Source organism: Parasaccharibacter apium, assembly GCF_002917995.1.
GTDB lineage: Bacteria > Pseudomonadota > Alphaproteobacteria > Acetobacterales > Acetobacteraceae > Bombella > Bombella apis.
In genome coordinates this window covers 1-19280 of sequence record NZ_LMYH01000015.1, presented here as the reverse complement: position 1 = coordinate 19280, position 19280 = coordinate 1, and the positions used below count along the sequence as shown (strand labels likewise).

Below are 19280 nucleotides of genomic sequence, written 5' to 3'. Positions count from 1 at the left end.
CAGCACTCCGATATCACTCTGTGTCATTTCCAGCCCATTAACAAGTCACAAATCAAAACAGATGAGGAATAATGGGCTGGAAAAATCAATGAAATTACCAGATCAGGAAGAATGGTATATAAGCAGTCCTATATCATTCCTATAATAAACACCCTGACAGATAGCTCCATCTATTTCATGAACCGGGCAGATCGTGACGGCTTTCTTCTTCCATTGTGGCCAATATCTTTGAGCTTCCTGAATATCGGCCCTGTCCTGATCTGGAAGGTCCAGCCCCACAAGCCGCTTGCTCCTCACAGAAACTTCCGACAATGCCCATAGAGCTGCCAGCTCACTCCTGCCCAACTCATCCGAAGGAACTCCTTCGGCCTGTGCCCATGGGACAAGGCCATGGTCCGTCTGGCGGGCCAAAGCAAGAATCCGGGTTTCATCCCCAAGCCGGGTAGGATAGGTCGTATCATCCGCACCGCAGCCGCCCTTCCGGTAGCCATCTTCAATAGTGGCAAGATTCTGAAGAGCACGATGCCGCGCAGCCATGGCCTTTCCGCACCCTTCTGCCTCCGCCCCATCCAGTACGGAGGGCAGGTTTTCCACCTCATCGCCATGTACAGCTTCTATCAGGGAGCGCAAACCATCTGGGGTCCTGATCTGGCCAGCCTTGAACAGAACCGAAGCCGTCCGCCACATATCCGGCAATGAGTAAACCCAAGCCCCTCTCTCCAAAACTTTCTGCAACCAGCGGTCATCCTGCACTTCGGCAGGGTCTGGTGACAGGACCTTCAAAACAGGTGCCGGGACGGGACGCTGTGTGGCAGGCCGCACATCCATATGCCGCCATAGACGGCCAACACGCTGTATCAGGGAGCCAATCGGGGCCAGATCGGACACCATGACATCAAAGTCCAAATCCAGCGAGGCTTCAACAATTTGTGTCGCAACCAGAACAAATCCCTTACGGCCAGTCCCATTCCGCCCCACACGATCCAGCACTTCCTGTTCCAGCTTTTTGCGATCACACAAGGCAAAACGGGCATGTAGCAGATGGGCCTGCACCCCCTCAGCCCGCAACGCATCAACCGCAGCAATGGCATCATCCACGGCGTTGCGAACCCATACACAGGCAGCTCCACCTGCTGCAGATTGGGCAATATATCGCACCGCCTCATCCATCGTGGAAAGCCGCTCCACCATGACAGGCCCTTTCTGGGGCCGAGCATCATCATCAAACTGTGTTACGGTCTCACCTCCGGCGACAGTTATGGCCGGATAGGCGTGAGATTCAGAAATGCCGCCGTACGTCTCCAGAAGGCGGGCCCGTAATTTGAGTGGCAGAGTCGCTGTCAGCAATATAGCTGAGCCCCCCATGGCCCTGTGCATCTGCAACAGAGCCACCAACTCTTCCGCAATATAGGGCTCACCCATTTCATGAACCTCATCAACCACCAGTATCTTGGAAGCAAGGCCATAATGCCGCAATGTCTGAAACCGTACCGGCAGAACGGACAGCAAAGCCTGATCAATCGTGCCGATCCCAACATCAGCCAACAGGGCCCGTCTATTATCTGAAGCCAGCCACTCAGCACTTGTCACGCCGGACTGATCATCAGATTTACCCGTCCTGCTTCCTTCATTGACAAGGTCACGGAACGGCACGGACAGACCGGCCCGACCGTGAGCGAGGGTCAAGGACGGGTTTGTAAACATCGTCTCCATGACCCGCCTGGCCCGCCCAAACATGGCATCAGCTGTGGCCATAGTAGGCAGAGCAAAAAACAATCCCCGCCCCTTCCCTGCCAGAATCATACGCTGCACCAGAATAAGAGCGGCTTCCGTTTTACCAACCCCGGTTTCGGCTTCCAGCACAACCAGTGCGGGGCCTTCTGGCAAGGTCAGAGAAACGCATGCCTCTTGCAGTGGCCTCAGTGCAAAATCAAACAACTCCCCTTCACGGGCTGTTGTTCCACTCAAGCCAGCTTCTTTCACGGCTTTTTGGGCAATTGCACGTGCCTCTTTCAGGTACGCCTCCGGTTCCAGCTCCAATTCCTTTGGAGAGAACCATGTCGTATTGGACCCTATCCAATCGGCTGCCGTACAGAACCCAGGCAGCCACCAGGAAAAACTTGTCGCTGCTTCTTCATCCAGGGAATCAAGAGAAGCCTCCGGCCAGAGCTGCCTGAAAATCTCCAACAAACGTTGTGCTGCTTCATGGCCATCTCCGACAGCCCGCAGGCACTTCCTCAGCTCCCGTCTCTGCAAGTTTGTCTGAGGAGGGCGGCCATGATGCCCGGCCACAGCCGCATATAAAACTTCCCGAACGTCTTCGGTACCGCCCAGCCACTCCGCCAACCAGTCATCTTCAGTCAGCAGAAGAATTTCAGTCAGTTCCCAGTGCGTGAATGGTTGATATGCCCCCTCACGTAACATTCCTCGAAATGTTTCACTGAATTTTCCTAAATCATGCAGGCCTGCCAGTGCAATAAAAGCCTGTTTCAATGCAGATGGCCAAGGCGATTCCGCAAGCAGCTGCTCAGCGACAGCCGCTACATCGAGCATATGATAAATTGCCGGATGTTCAATAGTTTCAGGAGGATGAGCACTCTTGGCGGGCCAATCAAGCCATTCTTTCATCTGATTTCTCTCCCCTGGACATACAACTATCGACCATGTCGAGCGTAACAGGCGATTGGAGAAGTTCAAATGAACTTTGGGGTCGCCAGACAAACACCAGCATTATTCCGGGCGGTTTTGATCATGTTGGGCTGAAACTGACTGGGAAGACGCATGAATACAAGGCGTTCCGTGACCTTGCTTCCCCCTCTGACATATCCTGCAGCCCCCCTCCTGACAGCTCCAGCTGCCTTGTGATGGGCACAAATGGTAGTTCCATCAGGACATGTCAAAAATGCAGTGCCAGACAGGTACGTCTCTTCCTCTCTAAGGACTTGACAGCTCCAAGAGCATAGAAGGTCTCATAAAGAAAATATAAAATAACTTCACTTTTTTGTAAAAAAACAGAACATGTCAATCTCGTCATGACCACTTTCTCCACAGGGGAAACTCATGCCATCCATTGCAAAGTTAACAACACAACAATATTATGACATGATCTGTCTTGGAAGATTATCAACGTCCCTACACCGAGAAGCCCCTCCATATGCCTTTTTCACGCATTAAAACTACACGAAATGGCCAATTTGAAACCTTGCGGGTGCAAGGCCAGCCCGTCACGGAGCTCTGGGAAGATATCCAGGATGTTCTGCAGGCATATGCTCAACAGTTTCCCAAAGCCCAGCATCTTTCCCTGGCACAACCTTTTGGCAACCCTGCCGATGGCACCATAGATTGGTATGGCCCTGCATGCTCTCCCATCCCCCCGGAAAAACAGAGCCAGATCAACCAGATTTATACACAGACCCGCGACTACATCATCCAATGGGCGAAACAGAATAGTGGCCGCAACATCGACCCGGATATCGTATCCCTACTTCCAACAGCCCTAACAATCCCCAACATCGACAACCTGTATTATAACCCCCATGGGCTCATTCTTACGGCTTGGGGGCATCGTGCAATTTCCGGCATGCTGGCCAAAGGCAACCTGCAGGGTAAAACCCTTCCCGACGTTCCCTCAGCAGCGCCCGACCCCGAGCCCCGCCCTGAACCAGAAGAAAAAACCACTTCCGAAGAGCCGGCATCCCGGCCCTCTTCCCCCCATGCATCAGCATCCAATGACCAGACCACCAGTCAGCAAAGAACCTCCCAGAGGTTCACCAGCAGCCACACTTTTACGCAAGAAAGACTTGTCATCCTTCCATGGTACCGCGTGTGGTACACACGATGGCTGGCCCTCTTTCCGGCCTGGCACTGGTTCCCCGCCCTGACATTCGGTCTTCCCCTTTTTCTCCTCCTCCTCCTTGCCCTGAGCACATCTCTGGGGCCTGCCTTGTGGGGAGTCGGACTGGGCTGGGCGCTTCTTGCGTCACTTCTTATCGGCCTGGGGCTCTGGATGCGACGTTTCTGGCGGTGGGGGTTCGTTCTGCTGGGCCTCCTCCTGCTCTTATGGCTTCTGGGCACCTTGCTCATGGGGCTCTTTTCTGCACGGCACCTGTCTGCCCCTCCCGGCCTTGGCAGCATTAATGGAGTATCCTCCTCCATCGGAGGTGCTTGCAGTAACGGTCAGCTCCCTGTCCACACTCCTTTGGCACCCCCTGCCGCCCCTGTTCACACAGCAGTGCCCCTTGACGCACCACACAGACAGACTGCCATGAATGACCTTCAGACAGCACGCAGCCGGGGAGGCAACAAGGGAGCTCTGGAAATCTCTCTGGCCTGGAACGACCCCAGCGACCTAGACCTGCATGTCCAACCTCCTGCCGGTCAGGAAATCAGCTTCTCCAAGCGTGCATCACAGGGAGGCGTGCTGGACGTGGACGCCAACGTGGGAACGCCGACCTCTCCCATCGTACAGCATCCCATCGAGCATATCACCTGGCCGGTCCGTCCACAGCCCGGTACGTACAGCATCAGGGTCATCCCTTATCACATGCGCTCCAACGGCGAGCCTGTCCCATACCATGTGACCGTCTATGAAGACGGGCAGCCCGTCCAAGAATACAACGCAGAAGCCCGCACCGATAACGACCGGCAGAGCTTCAATTTCACCCTGCCCGAACCCCCGGCCGGTACGCAGGACCAGGGTGCTGGTCAGGCTCCTTCCCCTGCCCCCGATCAGGCCCCGCAGGCACCAATCGACGGGGATCATGCACCCCACCCAGGAACGCAGTCTTTGCCTGATGGCGGCAGCTCTCCTCCTCCTGCTACCTCGTTGTAAAAGGCACTCCCTTCCAAACCCGTCCATTCCTTATCCGATTTTGGGTTTTTATCATGACAGAACTTCTTCTCGTTCCTGACAGCCTGTTGCAGTTTACTACCCTTCATTTCGACCTGGCTTCATTCCGTGAGCGGGTAGAACAGGACTATATCTTCAGTCTTGTCTCCAACCCTGCCTCAAAAGAGCAGGAAACTCTGGTCATCACTCGCAACTCGGCAGGAAAACGGGTTGAAGGCGAAGAAATTTTCCTGAACCTCGAAGGAACCGTTGCAAAACTCTTTGAGGGGCGCTGGATTCCACTGCCCTGGCTGAACACGTTCAGCGATAGTGACTCCCAGAAGAGACCTTCCAGCACAGAAGATCCAACAGACATAGTTGACCTCCAGGGCGGCCCTTCCAACTGGATTCGTGGTCGTCTCAAAAAAGATTCGACAACAAAACAATTCTTCATGGAAATTGTCATCGATACCACGATGGAGCGTACCCCCTCCAAGGACCCAGAAGGCAATCCCATCTACAACGGCCCCAAGCCGGATGACAACGGAGCAGCAACCTACGCACTGCCCCCCCTCACCAGGATCAAAGATTGGCTGAGTGTCAATCACTGGGTCCAGAATATCATCTTTGCCGCCCAGGCTGAGAGCGTGAAAGCGTATCTGCCTTCCTTTGATGATGATACACCGCCGCCTCCACGGCCTGGAGATCTGGATCACCGCCTTACAGCTCTTGCTGCCTATCTGGCCTTGCTGCAGGGGCTTACCGCCGATAAAGACCTGCCTGTCATCAAGTTTGTTGACAATGCAACAAAACCAATCGATGTCGATCTCGTCCTGGACCTGGGGAACTCCAGAAGCAGCGGTATCCTTATCGAGCAGAACGCCGATCAGGCACTCTCCAAAAATGGCCGGTTCGGCAACTGCCGTGTGCTTGGCCTCCGGGATTTGCGTGCTCCACAGACCATCCATTCCGGGCTTTTCTCAAGCCGGATCGAATTCAGCAACATAACATTTGGAGATGTCCGGCTTTCCCGGGAATCTGGGCGCGATGATGCATTCCTCTGGCCCTCTCCTGTCCGGGTAGGCGGAGAGGCCGAAGAAATGATGGCCGCTCGGGAAGGAACCGAAGGCTTTTCCGGCCTCGCTTCCCCCAAACGCTACCTTTGGGATCGCACTCCTACATCTCAGGGATGGTATTTCAATGATGCTCTCACCAGCGCGGAAGCCATTCCCCCCCATCCCGCCCAAAACCCACGGGTATCAGGCTCATTCCGAAGCAAACTTCATGAAATCCTGATGCGGCAGAACGAACGGGGCATCACAACATTCAGCACTGATTTGAAGGAAGAGCTATACGATGGTGCCAATGCGGGACCGGACATAACAGCCGCCAGAAAAGTGAAAGTCTGTCAGCTATCCAAAAGCGAGATTTCCATCCTCATGCTCAATGAGCTCATCCTGCAGGCCATAGCCTTCATGAACTCCCCGCAGGAACGCGAAAGTCGCGAGCAAAGCCGGACACCACGCCGGCTGCGTTCCCTTGTACTGGCTTTCCCGCCCGGCATGCCTCTGGCTGAGCGCCGCATCCTTACCAAACGTGCCCGGACGGCCCTCACCATGGCCTGGGAGAGCACCAGGCAGCAGGAAACATGGAAACAATTTGGGGACGCCTACACACAGCCACCTGAGCTTGAATGCAGCATAGATGAGGCAACAGCCACTCAGCTTGTCTGGTTGGAGAATGAAATAAACAACAAGATGGGCGGCAGTGTTGACGAATTTTTCCATCTCTATGGCCATGCTGCCTCCTCCGATGGCAAAGAACGCCTCCGCATCGCCAGCCTTGATATCGGCGGAGGGACAACAGACCTCATGGTGTGCGATTATCGGCGCAACAAACATGAAGAAATGCTCCACCCGCATCAGCTCTTCCGCGAGAGTCTGCGCATTGCGGGTGATGACCTGCTTGAAGACATAATTTCAGGGCCAATTATCACGGCCTTCATGAATCATTTCAGAACATATCATATTCCTGAGCCACGAGCTTTTTTTAATACCCTGTTCAAACTGGGTGCCGCAGACTCAACCATTCAGGAGGCAACGCAGCGACAGCTTTTCATTTCCACAATTCTTGAACCTGTCGCACTGAGCATCATTAATGCCTACGAAAATGTGGAAACGTTCTTCTCAGGAGAGCTGATAACAGGCCGCTTGCACGAGCTTCACCAGATTTCTCCGAAAGCCGCCGAACGCACACGTGATTATTTCAGGGCAGCCCTCAAAAAACATCTTTCCATTCACGGCACGCCTTCCTCTTCCGCTCTGACCAGATTTCTTGACCAGAACGATGACACGCAAGCTGCCAACGAAGATATTTTCGACCCTCTGGATGCCAGCATACATGTAACAACCGAGGACATGGAAGGTATTATTACCAGAAGGCTGGGCCAACCCCTGCAGATACTGTGCAGTATTGTTCAGGCCTATGGCTGCGATGCCCTCCTGCTTTCCGGCAGACCTTCCAAACTGCCACATGTCTGCAGCCTGATCCTGAGCGCTCTGCCCGTAGCTCCGCGGCGTGTCATTCCCATGCATAACTATGTGATTACTGGTGACTATCCTTTCTCTGACAGCAGCAACCGGATTGGAGATCCCAAAAGTACTGTCGTGATGGGCGCCGTCATCTGGAAGAAGGCTTGCCGTGCGGAGATTGGCAATTTCAAATTGGCCTCCAAAACCAGATATGAAAAATCAACGGCGCATTTCATTGGCAACATGAAAATCAACGAAGGAACAATCATCCGTCTCTTCAACCCTCAAGAGGAAAACGGATCCCCTATCGCTTACGACCTCTCGAATGTCACAGCGGAAGACAAGCTGGAAATAAAGATCGATACATTCGAAGGCAGCATGATACTCGGGACAAAACAGCTCCCCAACAAGGACTTTCCCAGCAGTCCATTCTACAATCTTGCCCTGACATCCGCAGGACGGGATTTCCTTCAGCAGCGGCGCATTGACCTTAACAGCCCCCTGTCCCTTACACTCTCCCGCACCAGAACCCCCTCCACCAGCGAAGCTGAACGGAAAGAGCTCTGTGAAAATCTGGTCATCACGGAAATTGAAGGCCAACCCATCACTCATGATGGCCCTCCCATAAAAGTGCCAGCCAGAGACTTCATCAGCGCAACACTACAGACAACCCTCACCCCCCAGGGACACTGGCGTGACACCGGCGCCATACACCTGACAACCATCCAAGACCAATCAACAGTCTGATCCACCCTATCTCCCAGCCTCCCTCACCGCCCCAAGAAAGTCTACGCCATGGATGCCATATCTCCCGACGCCCTGAAGCGCGTATCTTCAGCACTTGCCACCACTGCAGAAACCCTTTCTGCCTGGATGGAGCACAACAAGCCTCATGCAAGGGAAGGGAGAGAGGTGCGTGCTTGCCTGCGTGCTGCGCAGGCAATCGATCACACCGCTGATGCACCCCAGACAATTGCCGTTTATGGAGCCTCCCAGGCGGGAAAATCCTTCCTGACCGGCGCCCTGACCTCTCCCGAGACCGGCCCCCTCATCATCGACTTTTCAACTGACCACCAGCTGGACTTTCTGAGGGAAATCAACCCGCCAGGCGGTAAGGAATCCTCCGGTCTTGTCTCCCGCTTTACCGTAACCCCTCCCTCCCTCCCCACAAACGTGGGTGCGGACACACCGATTTGCGTCAAACTGCTCTCGGCAAGAGATGTGGTCTGTATTTTAGGGAATACCTATTTCAGGGACTTCAAGCTTACCGAAGATGCTGTTAAAACCACTGACATACTTGAAACCATAAAAAACATCATCCCACGTGAAAAAAACGATCCGCAGCAGGAACCATTTTTTACGAAAAATGATGTTGAAGCATTGCAGGATTATTTTAACAGCTCGTTCCTCTCTGAAAAAAGCTATACGCCATTTTCATCAGACGGGACTGATAATGAATATTGGGCTTTTCTCGCAGAGAACATATCTTCATTTGATCTCGATACAGCCATAAAAGCTCTTTCTCCATTATGGGGTGGTCCGAACTCGCCTTTCACCGATTATGCGCACAAACTGCTCAAAGCCCGCTTCAGTCTCGACAGGGATGAACTGGCTTTTTGTAATCCCGATGCCCTGAACGCCCCCAATAATGGCAGCATACTGAATGTTGAAACCCTGTGGGGTCCGGGAGCCAGCATGAATACCGCCCTGAAATCCCCCAGTGGAAAACTGGTTGGAATGGGGCGTGACGTTGCAGCGGCCCTCATCTCAGAGCTTATTCTCCCCTTGAAGGCAGCACGGTGGGAGTTCCAGAAAAAGCGGATCGATTTACTTGACTTCCCCGGAGCGCGATCCCGTGGGGAATATCCATCACTCAGCAAGGCCACGAACATCCCCGAGCTTTTTCTCCGCGGGAAGGTCGACTATCTGTTCCACCTCTATAAGAGCAACAATGACCTGACATCTGTCCTGTTATGTATTGGCGACAGTAACCAGGAGGTCGTTAGCCTGCCGGCGATGATTGATGGTTGGGTCAACACGACCATTGGCGCTACGCCAGAAGAGCGCAGCACCCAGGATAACTCCTTATTTATCATCCTGACCAAATTCGACACGGCATTAGCCTCCACGCCAGGACGGCCAGATGATGGAGTTGAACGCTGGGACACGCGGCTCGATGCTTCTATCATCAATTATTTCAAAAACTCTCCCTGGCTTAATGCGTGGGAACCCGCCCAGCCAATATTCAATAACATCCAATGGCTGCGCTCCCCCACCTATGGGGATACGATCTACGATCGCGATGCCCAGAAAAATGAAACTACCATGCTCCCTGGCTTCAAGAGCCGGCTGCCAAGCCTCAAAACAGGGTACGACAGTTCAGCAAAAGTCAGAACCTACATCAGGAACCATGACAAAGCCTTCGATGCCGTACTCAAGCCCAATGATGGCGGTGTCAGCTATCTTGCCGAGCGTCTCCTTCCTCTCGCAGAAAAAGATATCAAGACCAGCAAGCTGTATCTGAAGCTGCGCAGGATACTCCAGAACCTGCAGGAGACAGGGAAGAAATTCTACTTTGACAATTCGCAGGAAGCCGTTCACGCCGAAGCAGAGCGCTCCGTGGATAATTTCATCAGGGCAACCTGCCTCCCTCTCGCCCAGAAAGGACGGTTTGGCGTACTGCTCCAGCAACTCTCCCTCAGTGCAGAGCTTGTTACTCGGGAATGGATTGCCTTCAACAAAACCAAACCGCAGACCACTCACCAGGAAATTCAGTTACTTGAAAGTCTCCTCTCACCCTCTCCAGCCGAGAAAAACGTGTCCGCTGACGCTGCACCAGAGGAAGATGATTTTGACCGTTTCGCCGCACATATCCTAAAATATTGGGAAGACCATTGCCGGGAAAAATTCTCTTCTGACAACATGAATACCGAAAGGGAACGAAACTGGCTTCATGTCAACAACGATGCCTTCTCGCCTTTCCTGGCACAACTTTTCAAGTTGGCTGAAACGAACAATCTAGCTGGAGACATTGCCAACATTTTGCGCAACACATGTAAAAATGTCAGCAAGCTTGTCCAGAATGGCGAAAAACCTGGAATCCTTACAGCCGAGACCATCAGCAATTTTGTGACATGGCTCGGATATCCCCCCGTTGACAAAAAGGACGCCCCAGCAAACCGGCCGGTTCGTAAAGAAACGGGTATGCCAATCTTCCTTCTTCCCGAAGATCCAGCCGGGAAGCTCTATCCAGATCTTCCGAACATAGGCAATAGCGGCGTACTTTTCCTCCTGGACTGGGTCACCGCATTGAAGGCCCGTTTCCAGGAAGCCGGTCCGCAGTATGACGTGGAGGAGAATGCCAAGCTGGGCCAGTACCTGGAGACACTGAGCAGGCTCGACAATGCACATGATAACAGGAAAGACATAAACAGATGAATCAAATTACCCTTGCCGACAAAGCCATTCCATTACAAGCAGAGATGACTCTTGGCCTGGTCATTGCATCGGGTGACGTCTCGACGCAACAGAACGTCACTGTGCAGGTTGACGACACATTCCTGCCGGATTGCCCAATAATCTCGCACGACGGGCATATGGTCATTGCCCTTCTTCCGCGCAAGCAGGCCGAAGCCTGCATTGACCCGCTGGCCGCTTCCGCTGTCAGTATTCCGGCGCTCGGCATAACAGAAGCAGAAATCGACTGGGTTGGCTTCCCTGCGAACAGACAGCCCCAGACGGCTTCACAAATCCTGCAAATGGCATCGGAGACAGAAGAAGAGCAATCCCAACAACAGGCAGCCTTCTCTCCGCCTCCTGCCGCCCCCCCCGAAGCCGTGCCTTTTCCACCACCTGATGCAACGGCCACCCAGCATCCTGCCGACGGGACGCCTGAAGACAAAAAGCCGGAGGATGCACCCGAGACAACGCAAGCGATGGATAAAACGCCTTCCTCCTCCAGGAAGAAGGGACTGCTCATCCCGGCAGGGGGGGCAGTGATCGCACTCTGTCTTGCCACGGCAGGAGGATGGTTCTGGTTTCACAAACCATCTTTTCTCGCAACGCCTGCTTACCAAAACATGAGTCCGGCAGATGCCGTCAAGCAGCTGGTCACCCCGGCTGCCATTGGTCAGGAGGGGTGGCGACGTATCCGTGCAGGCCAGGGTGACGCAGGACTGCGGCTGCTTGGGTATGCAGCAACCAAACATGACCCGGTCTCCCTCCAGAGAATGGGAGAGCTGTATGATCCTGCCAGGTTCCGTACCGACGGCCCCATTCCTCAGCCCAATCCCCGGGAGGCAGCACGCTACTACCGCGAGGCCCTTCTCGCAGGAAATCAGGACGTTCGCAGTGAACGGGACAGCCTGCTCGCAGCCCTTCGCAAGAAAGCCGAAAATGGCGACCAGGAGGCCGCTTTCACCCTTCAGGAATACGCACGATGACCCCAACATTTCTTTCTGCCAGCACGCTGTTCTCCTTTTCTTCCAAAAAAGCCAGGATCATCACAAGACTGATGGGGTCCACCCTGTGCGGAATAATCGCCCTCACCGGGCAGCACGGCTTTGCCGCTCCTTTGCTGCAAAGGGCAGGGGGCACTCTTTATCAGCAAATACTTACACAGCCTGGGGCCATCATCACGCCAGATGAACACACCGAACAGGGCACCCCTTCTCCAGGATTTCTGGCCTATTACGTCTTTGCCAGGGCGAATGACAAACTTCAGATTGGCAGTACGAAAGATCATCCCAATGGCTGGATCAAGGCATCCCAGACACTCAGCTGGAATCATCGCCTGAATGCCCAGTTTGCTCCGCTGGCAGGTCGATCGCGCGCCATCTTCATGAGCACCCGGCAGGCCGAAGAGAATCTGCTGAATGGGAATGACCCTGCCGCCGATGCCCGGGCCATCCTCAGCGCCGGAGATCACCAGCCTCCCAACAGCCAGGCTGCCGCACTGGAACCTGATGCCTGGATTGATCAGAAAAAACATTTTTATCTGCTGCCCATCCTGGACGCACATAATAGCGAGCCCGATTATACCGGTGCCATGCTGATGCACGTCGCCGGGGCCACCTTGCCTCCCCCCCACGAACAGAAAAGCGACGCAGCACCCCCATTCCGCGCAGGTCTGGTCTTTGTCATTGATACGACACAGAGCATGCAGCCTTACATCGAGCAAACTCGCAATGCCATCAATGACATTGTCTCACAGATCAACAACGCTCCCCTGGGACACAATTTCCGTTTCGGGCTTGTAGGCTTCAGGGATCAGTCCAGAAAGGATGATCCCAGACTTGAATATGCCTCAAAAATTTTTGCAACTCCCGATTTCACCCAATCGAGCGATGCCATCACCAGTCAGATCGCTTCCGTCAACGAAGCACATGTCTCCTCCTTCGGCTTCGACGAAGACCCCATCGCTGGCCTGAAAACTGCCATAACGGATATTGACTGGTCCTCCATGCAAGGCCGCTATATCATTCTGGTAACCGATGCCGGTGCCCGCGATGAACACAACCCTCTAAGTTCAACCCACCTTGGCATCACCGACCTCAACCGTTTGGCCGAAAAACACGATATTGCCCTCTTCGTGATCCATCTTCACACACCCGCCGGGAAAAAGTTCAACGATACTGACCGGGCAGAAGCGCAATACCGAACTCTCTCGGCATTCCCGAATACGTCCAGTCTCTATTATCCCGTCGGTAATGGTACATCCGATAATCTGACGAATGATTTCAACCTCGTTGTCCGACAACTGACACAGGCGATTCTGACCCAGGCAAGTCACATTTCCGGTCAACATGGCAGCCAAACAACACCTGAGGGCCCCTCCAATGACCGCATGGCCATTGTAGAGCAGGCCATGCGTCTGCGCTACATAGGCCAACGTGACAATGCCAGCCTTCCGCCCATGATCGAAGGCTATGTTGCAAGCACCGATCCTGTCAGCAATAAAACTGCCTTGCGCGTCAATTTGTTGATGAAGCGAAATGAAATGAGCAATCTCGCCTCTTCGCTTGAAACCATTCTGGACCAGGGTGAACAAAGCCAGCTGGCTCCCGAGCAATTTTTCCAGCGGCTGCAATTTGCCTTCGCAGCCTCGGCCCGTAATCCGGATGCCCTCTCACATGATGGCGATGCCGCCCATGGAACACTGGGCAGCCTGCTGCCGGAATATCTGAATGGCCTTCCCTATCGGTCTCGGATTGCCCAACTCACCCAGGAGCGCTGGAATAGCCTGAGCGCCGGGGAACAGGACGCCATACTCAGCGACCTGCGTGCGCTTATTGAACGCTACAAGCTTTATGAAAGTGATACGGACGGCTGGCATTCCATCAACGGGGGCAATGATGAGGATGAAAAAGTTTATTCCGTAGGGTTGGATGACTTGCCTTGAACACGGCCCCAACCATGGTTCAGAGTGGAAGCTGCCCTGCCGATCCCCCCCTTCTCCACGCCGAAGCCTTGACCTGGCAGGCACCGGGGGGGGATTTTACGCTCGAGATCCCCTCATTGACACTGCACAAGAGAACATGCCTCGGGGTTATCGGACCATCAGGATGCGGGAAAAGTACACTGCTAGGTCTACTTTCGCTCGCCCTTCTTCCAACAAAAGTTCGTTGCCTCTCTTTGCTCGAGAGGCAGCTCGCCCCTTATCTTTCACCCGGGTCACACACCACAAACCGCAAGCGTGAACGGCTATTCACTACATTACGGGCCGAGCATGTCGGTTTCATTCCGCAAACCGGCGGCCTTCTGCCGTTCCTGACAGCGCGCGAAAATATTGCCCTCGCTTTGAATGTGCTGGAAACTCCCTCCTCCGGGCAGGGTGCTGGGCACATCGACATGCTTGCCGAGCGGCTCGGGATCATATCCTGCCTTGAAAAACTGCCCTCTCAATTATCTGTCGGTCAAAGGCAGCGTGTTGCCATCGCACGTGCCTTAATTCACACACCCCCTATCCTTCTGGCTGATGAACCAACAGCTCCCCTTCACCCTTCCCAGGCTGCGATCGTCCTGGATCTACTACGCAATTATGCAGAAACACAAAACGCCGGCGTCATTGTAGTAAGTCATGACATAGACGCCCTACAGAAGGCCGAATTTTCACTGGTTCAGGCTCAGATGAAAGGGAATAAAACTATCATCCACAATTAACAATTTTCATATATAACTTTCTCTAAAGGAAACGCTCATGCCGTCCCGGGGTCACACGCACTTTCGTCACCTTCTTCTTGCCTGTCATCTAGCCTGGCGGGACCTTTTTTCCAATAAAATACTTGCCCTGTGTATTGTAAGTGGTCTTGCCAGTACTCTGCTGCCCATGTTGCTCCTTGCAGGATTGAAGGCAGGTCTCGTTGATCATATGCAACAGACTCTGCTGCACGACCCCTCGGCATTGGAAATTTCAAGCGCCCGAAATTATCCTTACTCCGAACAACAACTGGAGGCCTTGAGAACCGACAAGAGAGTGACCTTTCTCCTTCCCAAAACACGCACACTCGCCGCAAGCGTACGGTTACAGGCAACCAACACAACGTCAGTATTCGAGGGAACAGACGCCGAACTCCTTCCATCCTCTCCCGGAGATCCTCTTCTGGGAAAGAGAATTGAAATGCGCCTGGCAAAATTACATGCGCAGATTTCATCTCCAGATATCCCGGTTGTCATGTCCGCCCATCTGGCAGAACACATGCACCTTCAACCCGGGGACACCTTCGTCATGCTCATTGACCGACATGCCGCAGGCGCTGCAAAAATGGCTCGCATACAATTAAACGTTGCTGCTATCGCAGACGAGACCGTTACATCCCGCTTCCAGCTATTCGTGTCACTTCCTGTAGCGCAAGCGGCCGAAGAATGGCGCGAGAACACCAACCTCTCCTCCTGGCAGGAAGCCCTGACCCTGGGCGAACAAAAAGCAGCTGATTTCCTGAAAGCACGTACACCAAAGGCAACATGGCCCGGTTTCAGACTTTACGCGCGTTCACTATCTGACGTCATCACATTGGACAGAGATCTGACACATCAGGGGTTAAGCATAACCAGCGAGCTTCCCCGTGTTAAAACCATTCTTAATATCAATCAGCAAACAACACATCTTTTTCATCTCATGGCTTATATCGGGGCCATAGGCTTTGCCGTTACTTTGGGTACGGCCATCGCAGCGAAAACTGAACGAAAGAAATTCCATCTCGCAAGCCTGACATTTCTTGGACTGAATAACGCTCGTATCATCCCTGTCGTGCAGACCATTCTCCTGGCCACTGGAGGAACCTGCCTCGCCTTTTGCATAGCCTGGGGATTAAGCTGGCCCATGAATCGCATACTTCACAACACGTTTCTACAAGACGAAACGTCAGCATCCTCCATAAATATTACAATCGCCTTTGCCTTGCAGCTAGTTGCTTATATTATCCCAGGATCGACCATCATGGCCTGGGCAACAACACGCTCCCTGCACCGGGTTTCACCATGGCAAGGCATATGCAACTCCTGACAGCCTGTCATCATGGTTGACATGCCTTTATAAGCAAAGGACCACCAATGTCTTATTTACATTTCACTACAGCAACAGAATTTTTAGCATTCCGAAAACCATCCCTGCGCATCATGGCTCAACTTCGCCCATCAGCGCCCGTCTTTGTCCTGTCAGCCCTGCTCTGTACAGGTCTCTCCAGCCACACAGCACGGGCACAGTGCACAACCTCCACTCCAGCACAGATCAGCTGGAACAAAGCCATCTATGACCCCAAGCCTTCACCAGATTCCGATGCCGAGGAACTGGTTCTTCCCATGCCCTGCGGAGGGGCCATGGTTTTTCGCCGTGTTGAAGTACAACCTACATCAGCCAGCACAGGAGATGCCGCTTTCATGGCAAACCGGCGGATCACAATTGGCCAGGCCATGGATTTGAAAAGTACTCAGGCCTCCCATAGCAATGGCTATAACCTTTTCATACATGAAGCCAATCTTGCCGCTCCCTTTACTGATAAAAATCAGCATCCTGTCTACTATATCGGAAAATATGAGGTAACCGCGGCGCAATATAAACTTGTCATGGAAGGTCAGGGGGCTCCTCCCCCTCAGCGCAGGAATTTTCCTGCCAGCAATATCTCCTTCCTGGAAGCACAGCAGTTTGCAGAGAAATGGACGAGCTGGCTCATGAAGAATGCTCCTGACCGTCTGCCGAAGCGAGGAGACAAGCCCGGCTTTATTCGCCTGCCAACTGATGCTGAATGGGTTTTTGCCGCTAGTGGAGGGATCAAGAACAGTTCCCTGAACACACAACCTGCCCCTTGGCCACAACCGGGCAGCGATTGCCAGAATCAGATTGATGATTGCATTGTTGGCAGCAGTCAGGGGATTTCTACCGATCATGGCGTCATCCCCAAACCGATTGGATCACTCAATATAGCCAATCCCCTCTCCCTGTACGATATAGTCGGCAATGTCAGTGAGATGGTTCTTACACCCTACCAGATGAGGGCTTACCTGCATTACTGGAACCAGGGACTTACAGGCGGGACGCAAGTTTTCGGAGGCAGTGTCCTGAATTCCGCCAGAGACATTTCCAGCGCTTATCGTGCGGAATTTGCCCCTTATGACGACAATGGAGACGCAAAGCGTGCTCCTGAGGTCGGGTTCCGTGTTGTCATCGGTGCCATGACAATGAATAGCCTACAGGAAGCTTTGAAAGCACAAAAAGGGTTCGCTGCGCTGGTCAATGATGCTGCCAACGCTGATACCAGCAAAGTCAAAGAAGAGCATGCCAACGAAAACGATGCTCTCAAAAACCTTCAGTCTGCCCTGAGCCAAAGTGACCAGAACAAAGCTGAGCTACAAGCCCGTCTTACCCAATTGAACCAGGCTATGGAGGCTGCACGGGAGGCACAAAATCAGGCCAATGCAGAACGTAACCAAGCTGACCTGGATAGCGCTGTCGCCAACCTGACTACTCTGTTGACACTCAGCAAGCAGATCGCCTCGAACAGGATTGATATTGTCAATTATACGGCTTTCGTCAATGATCCTGACAATGCCCGTAACCCCAATCTGAGCATCTATAAAACCTCCATCTCGACAGAACAGGTTTCGCTTGATGATACAGTGAACGCTTACCTCGGCCTGTTAAAAACAGTATCCCGTAATAGCCAAAGGGATACCCGTCTAGAGGATGCCAAGACCATCATAGTAAACAATCTCAAAAATAATTATAAAGACCTTCCCCTTTCCAGGCGCCTCGACTGGCTAGACATAGCCATACAAAATACAAAAGACATATCCTCCGGTAAATCCCTCGATGCTGAGCGGGATATTATTACAAAAATAGAACAGGCGGCTCATATGCATTATTATAACAGATAAGGAAAAAGCACAGGGATACTTCATATCCCTGTGCTTCCATAAAACTAGCAAAAACAATTTAAAATATTTTAAAGTGAATGAGTTTCAGCAGATTTCTTGTTGAGTTCGTCAACTTTAGAAGCATATGCTGCATTATCTATTTTAATGCTATAATCGAAATGACTCTTTATCTGAGACACATTCCTGATTTTTTCGATCAACTCTTTCATTTTATCGGAATCGCCATCAGCTTTTGCCTGATCATACTGCTGCTGCAGGGAAGCCTCCTGTCTAAGAAGATCATCACGCTGCGCTTTTTCCTTAGCAATCTTCTGTTGTAGCTGCGCCATTTCCTGACGTAGTACGGCAATCTGCTGATTGATGGACATTAGATGAGCATCTTGTATCTGAACAGCCTGTTCCTGCACGCTACGCTCATTTGTCAAAGCCTTTGTTCTTTTCTGGTAGCCTCCCCCAAACGAACAAGCCATCTGGGTAAACATTTCATCCTGTTTATTCGGGTCACAATCTGCTGCTGAGCAACCAGCCAAAAACAGCATAAGAGATGCTGTTGAGAGAGATACATACAATGAGCGTCTCTTTGATACCTTAACAATCATAACATACCCCCTTTCATACAGAAAAACGCCTAGTAAAAATAATATACTAGGCGTTCTATCAAGAAAGGGAGCATATAAATATATGCTCCCTTCAAGATATATAATTTCAAATATTAATCGCCATTATTCTGAGCATTAGACTTTGCAAGCGCATCGCTCTTGGTCTGCTGCAGTTTGTTAGCCATTGCCTTATATTCCGCTACACGCTGCTTCTCATTTTCCAAAACAGCATTTTTACGAGCAATAACCTGATCCTGGGCTTTCGCAGCATCGCCTTCAAGACCATTTTTCTTGGCGACTGCTTCATCATAAGCCTTCTGGGCTTTCTGCACATTCGCCTGAGCGATACGCAGCTTTTTCTTGGTCGTGGCAATTTCAGCGTTCAAACCATTTTCCACAGCCTTCTGCTGCTCATTATTTCCCTTGGCTTGAGCATGCAACGTCTGAAAGGCCAGGCCAGCACCGGCACCAATCAAGGCACCTTTCTTTCCCCCGGCAACTCCTCCAATGGCGGCACCGTTGGATGCAGTCCCTGCATTTTCGATATCACTCAAGAATCCTGCATAACTACTCTGTGTCGAAAACGCAAAAACGGCACATGCTGTTATCGCAAAAATAGAACGACGCATACTCTGAAATCCTTCTTTAATGTTCCTGAAATATCAGGCACAGTCTCATGCTATCATTGTTTTATGTTAACACAAAATTTTATATTTTGACTTAAAAAGAAGGTTAAATGCAGAATCAGACACTTGAAAGAAATTCTCTGGACAAGTCTGAAAGAATGAAGAACAGTGACAACCCACTACGGCGAGGGCATCCTTGCGACGGAAGCCGGTGCCCCCCTTTCATACCGTTCCTCCATATTCAGAAAGAACACGGAGAGAGTATCTCCCTAGGCAACTCTGATTTGGGCAACCAATCAGCCCACTGGCCGAAAGTTACGAAAGC

General features: G+C 52.3%; 11 protein-coding genes. 8 read left to right on the top strand and 3 right to left on the bottom strand.

Going from position 1 to position 19280, the window contains the following annotated elements:
• Positions 1–102 precede the first annotated feature (102 nt).
• Positions 103–2628 carry a CRISPR-associated helicase Cas3' gene (gene cas3, locus ASO19_RS07415; RefSeq protein WP_181005233.1) on the bottom strand — a complete coding sequence of 842 codons (2526 nt, stop codon included), beginning with the start codon at positions 2626–2628 and terminating at the stop codon, positions 103–105.
• Positions 2629–4264: 1636 nt separating this feature from the next.
• Between cas3 and ASO19_RS09080 the strand changes: the two genes are divergently transcribed.
• The 8 genes from ASO19_RS09080 to ASO19_RS07375 all read left to right on the top strand — a co-directional run bounded on the left by ASO19_RS09080 (position 4265) and on the right by ASO19_RS07375 (position 17730).
• Positions 4265–4831 carry a hypothetical protein gene (locus tag ASO19_RS09080; protein WP_143539963.1) on the top strand — a complete coding sequence of 189 codons (567 nt, stop codon included), beginning with the start codon at positions 4265–4267 and terminating at the stop codon, positions 4829–4831.
• Positions 4832–4884: 53 nt separating this feature from the next.
• Positions 4885–8106, top strand: coding sequence for a virulence factor SrfB (locus tag ASO19_RS07405; RefSeq protein ID WP_103765714.1), 3222 nt, complete (start codon positions 4885–4887; stop codon positions 8104–8106).
• Between the two features lie 48 nt (positions 8107–8154).
• Entirely contained in the window at positions 8155–10797 is a 2643-nt protein-coding gene (locus tag ASO19_RS07400) for a virulence factor SrfC family protein (RefSeq protein WP_103765713.1), read from the top strand.
• Positions 10794–11801, top strand: a complete 1008-nt coding sequence (locus ASO19_RS07395) for a hypothetical protein (RefSeq protein ID WP_146046930.1) — start codon at positions 10794–10796, stop codon at positions 11799–11801. Before ASO19_RS07400 ends, ASO19_RS07395 begins: the two co-directional genes overlap by 4 nt.
• 71 nt (positions 11802–11872) lie before the next feature.
• On the top strand, positions 11873–13759 hold the full coding sequence (locus ASO19_RS07390; protein ID WP_166651637.1) for a vWA domain-containing protein: 1887 nt from the start codon (positions 11873–11875) through the stop codon (positions 13757–13759).
• 14 nt (positions 13760–13773) lie between these two features.
• Positions 13774–14520 (top strand): ABC transporter ATP-binding protein, encoded by a 747-nt coding sequence (locus tag ASO19_RS07385; protein ID WP_103765712.1) that lies wholly within the window; start codon positions 13774–13776, stop codon positions 14518–14520.
• A 37-nt stretch (positions 14521–14557) separates the two neighbouring features.
• A complete protein-coding gene (locus ASO19_RS07380) occupies positions 14558–15862 on the top strand; it encodes an ABC transporter permease family protein (protein WP_103765711.1) in 1305 nt (434 codons plus the stop codon).
• A 47-nt stretch (positions 15863–15909) separates the two neighbouring features.
• The gene (locus ASO19_RS07375) at positions 15910–17730 is read left to right on the top strand and encodes an SUMF1/EgtB/PvdO family nonheme iron enzyme (protein ID WP_103765710.1); all 1821 of its coding nucleotides are present in this window, start codon (positions 15910–15912) and stop codon (positions 17728–17730) included.
• 68 nt (positions 17731–17798) lie between these two features.
• Here ASO19_RS07375 and ASO19_RS07370 read toward each other — a convergent pair whose 3' ends face one another.
• Both ASO19_RS07370 and ASO19_RS07365 read right to left on the bottom strand, forming a co-directional pair.
• Positions 17799–18329, bottom strand: a complete 531-nt coding sequence (locus ASO19_RS07370; RefSeq protein ID WP_143539960.1) for a kinetochore Spc7 family protein — start codon at positions 18327–18329, stop codon at positions 17799–17801.
• A 113-nt stretch (positions 18330–18442) separates the two neighbouring features.
• Complete coding sequence (locus ASO19_RS07365) at positions 18443–18958, bottom strand: hypothetical protein (RefSeq protein WP_146046929.1); 516 nt, start codon at positions 18956–18958, stop codon at positions 18443–18445.
• Between the last annotated feature and the right edge of the window lie 322 nt (positions 18959–19280).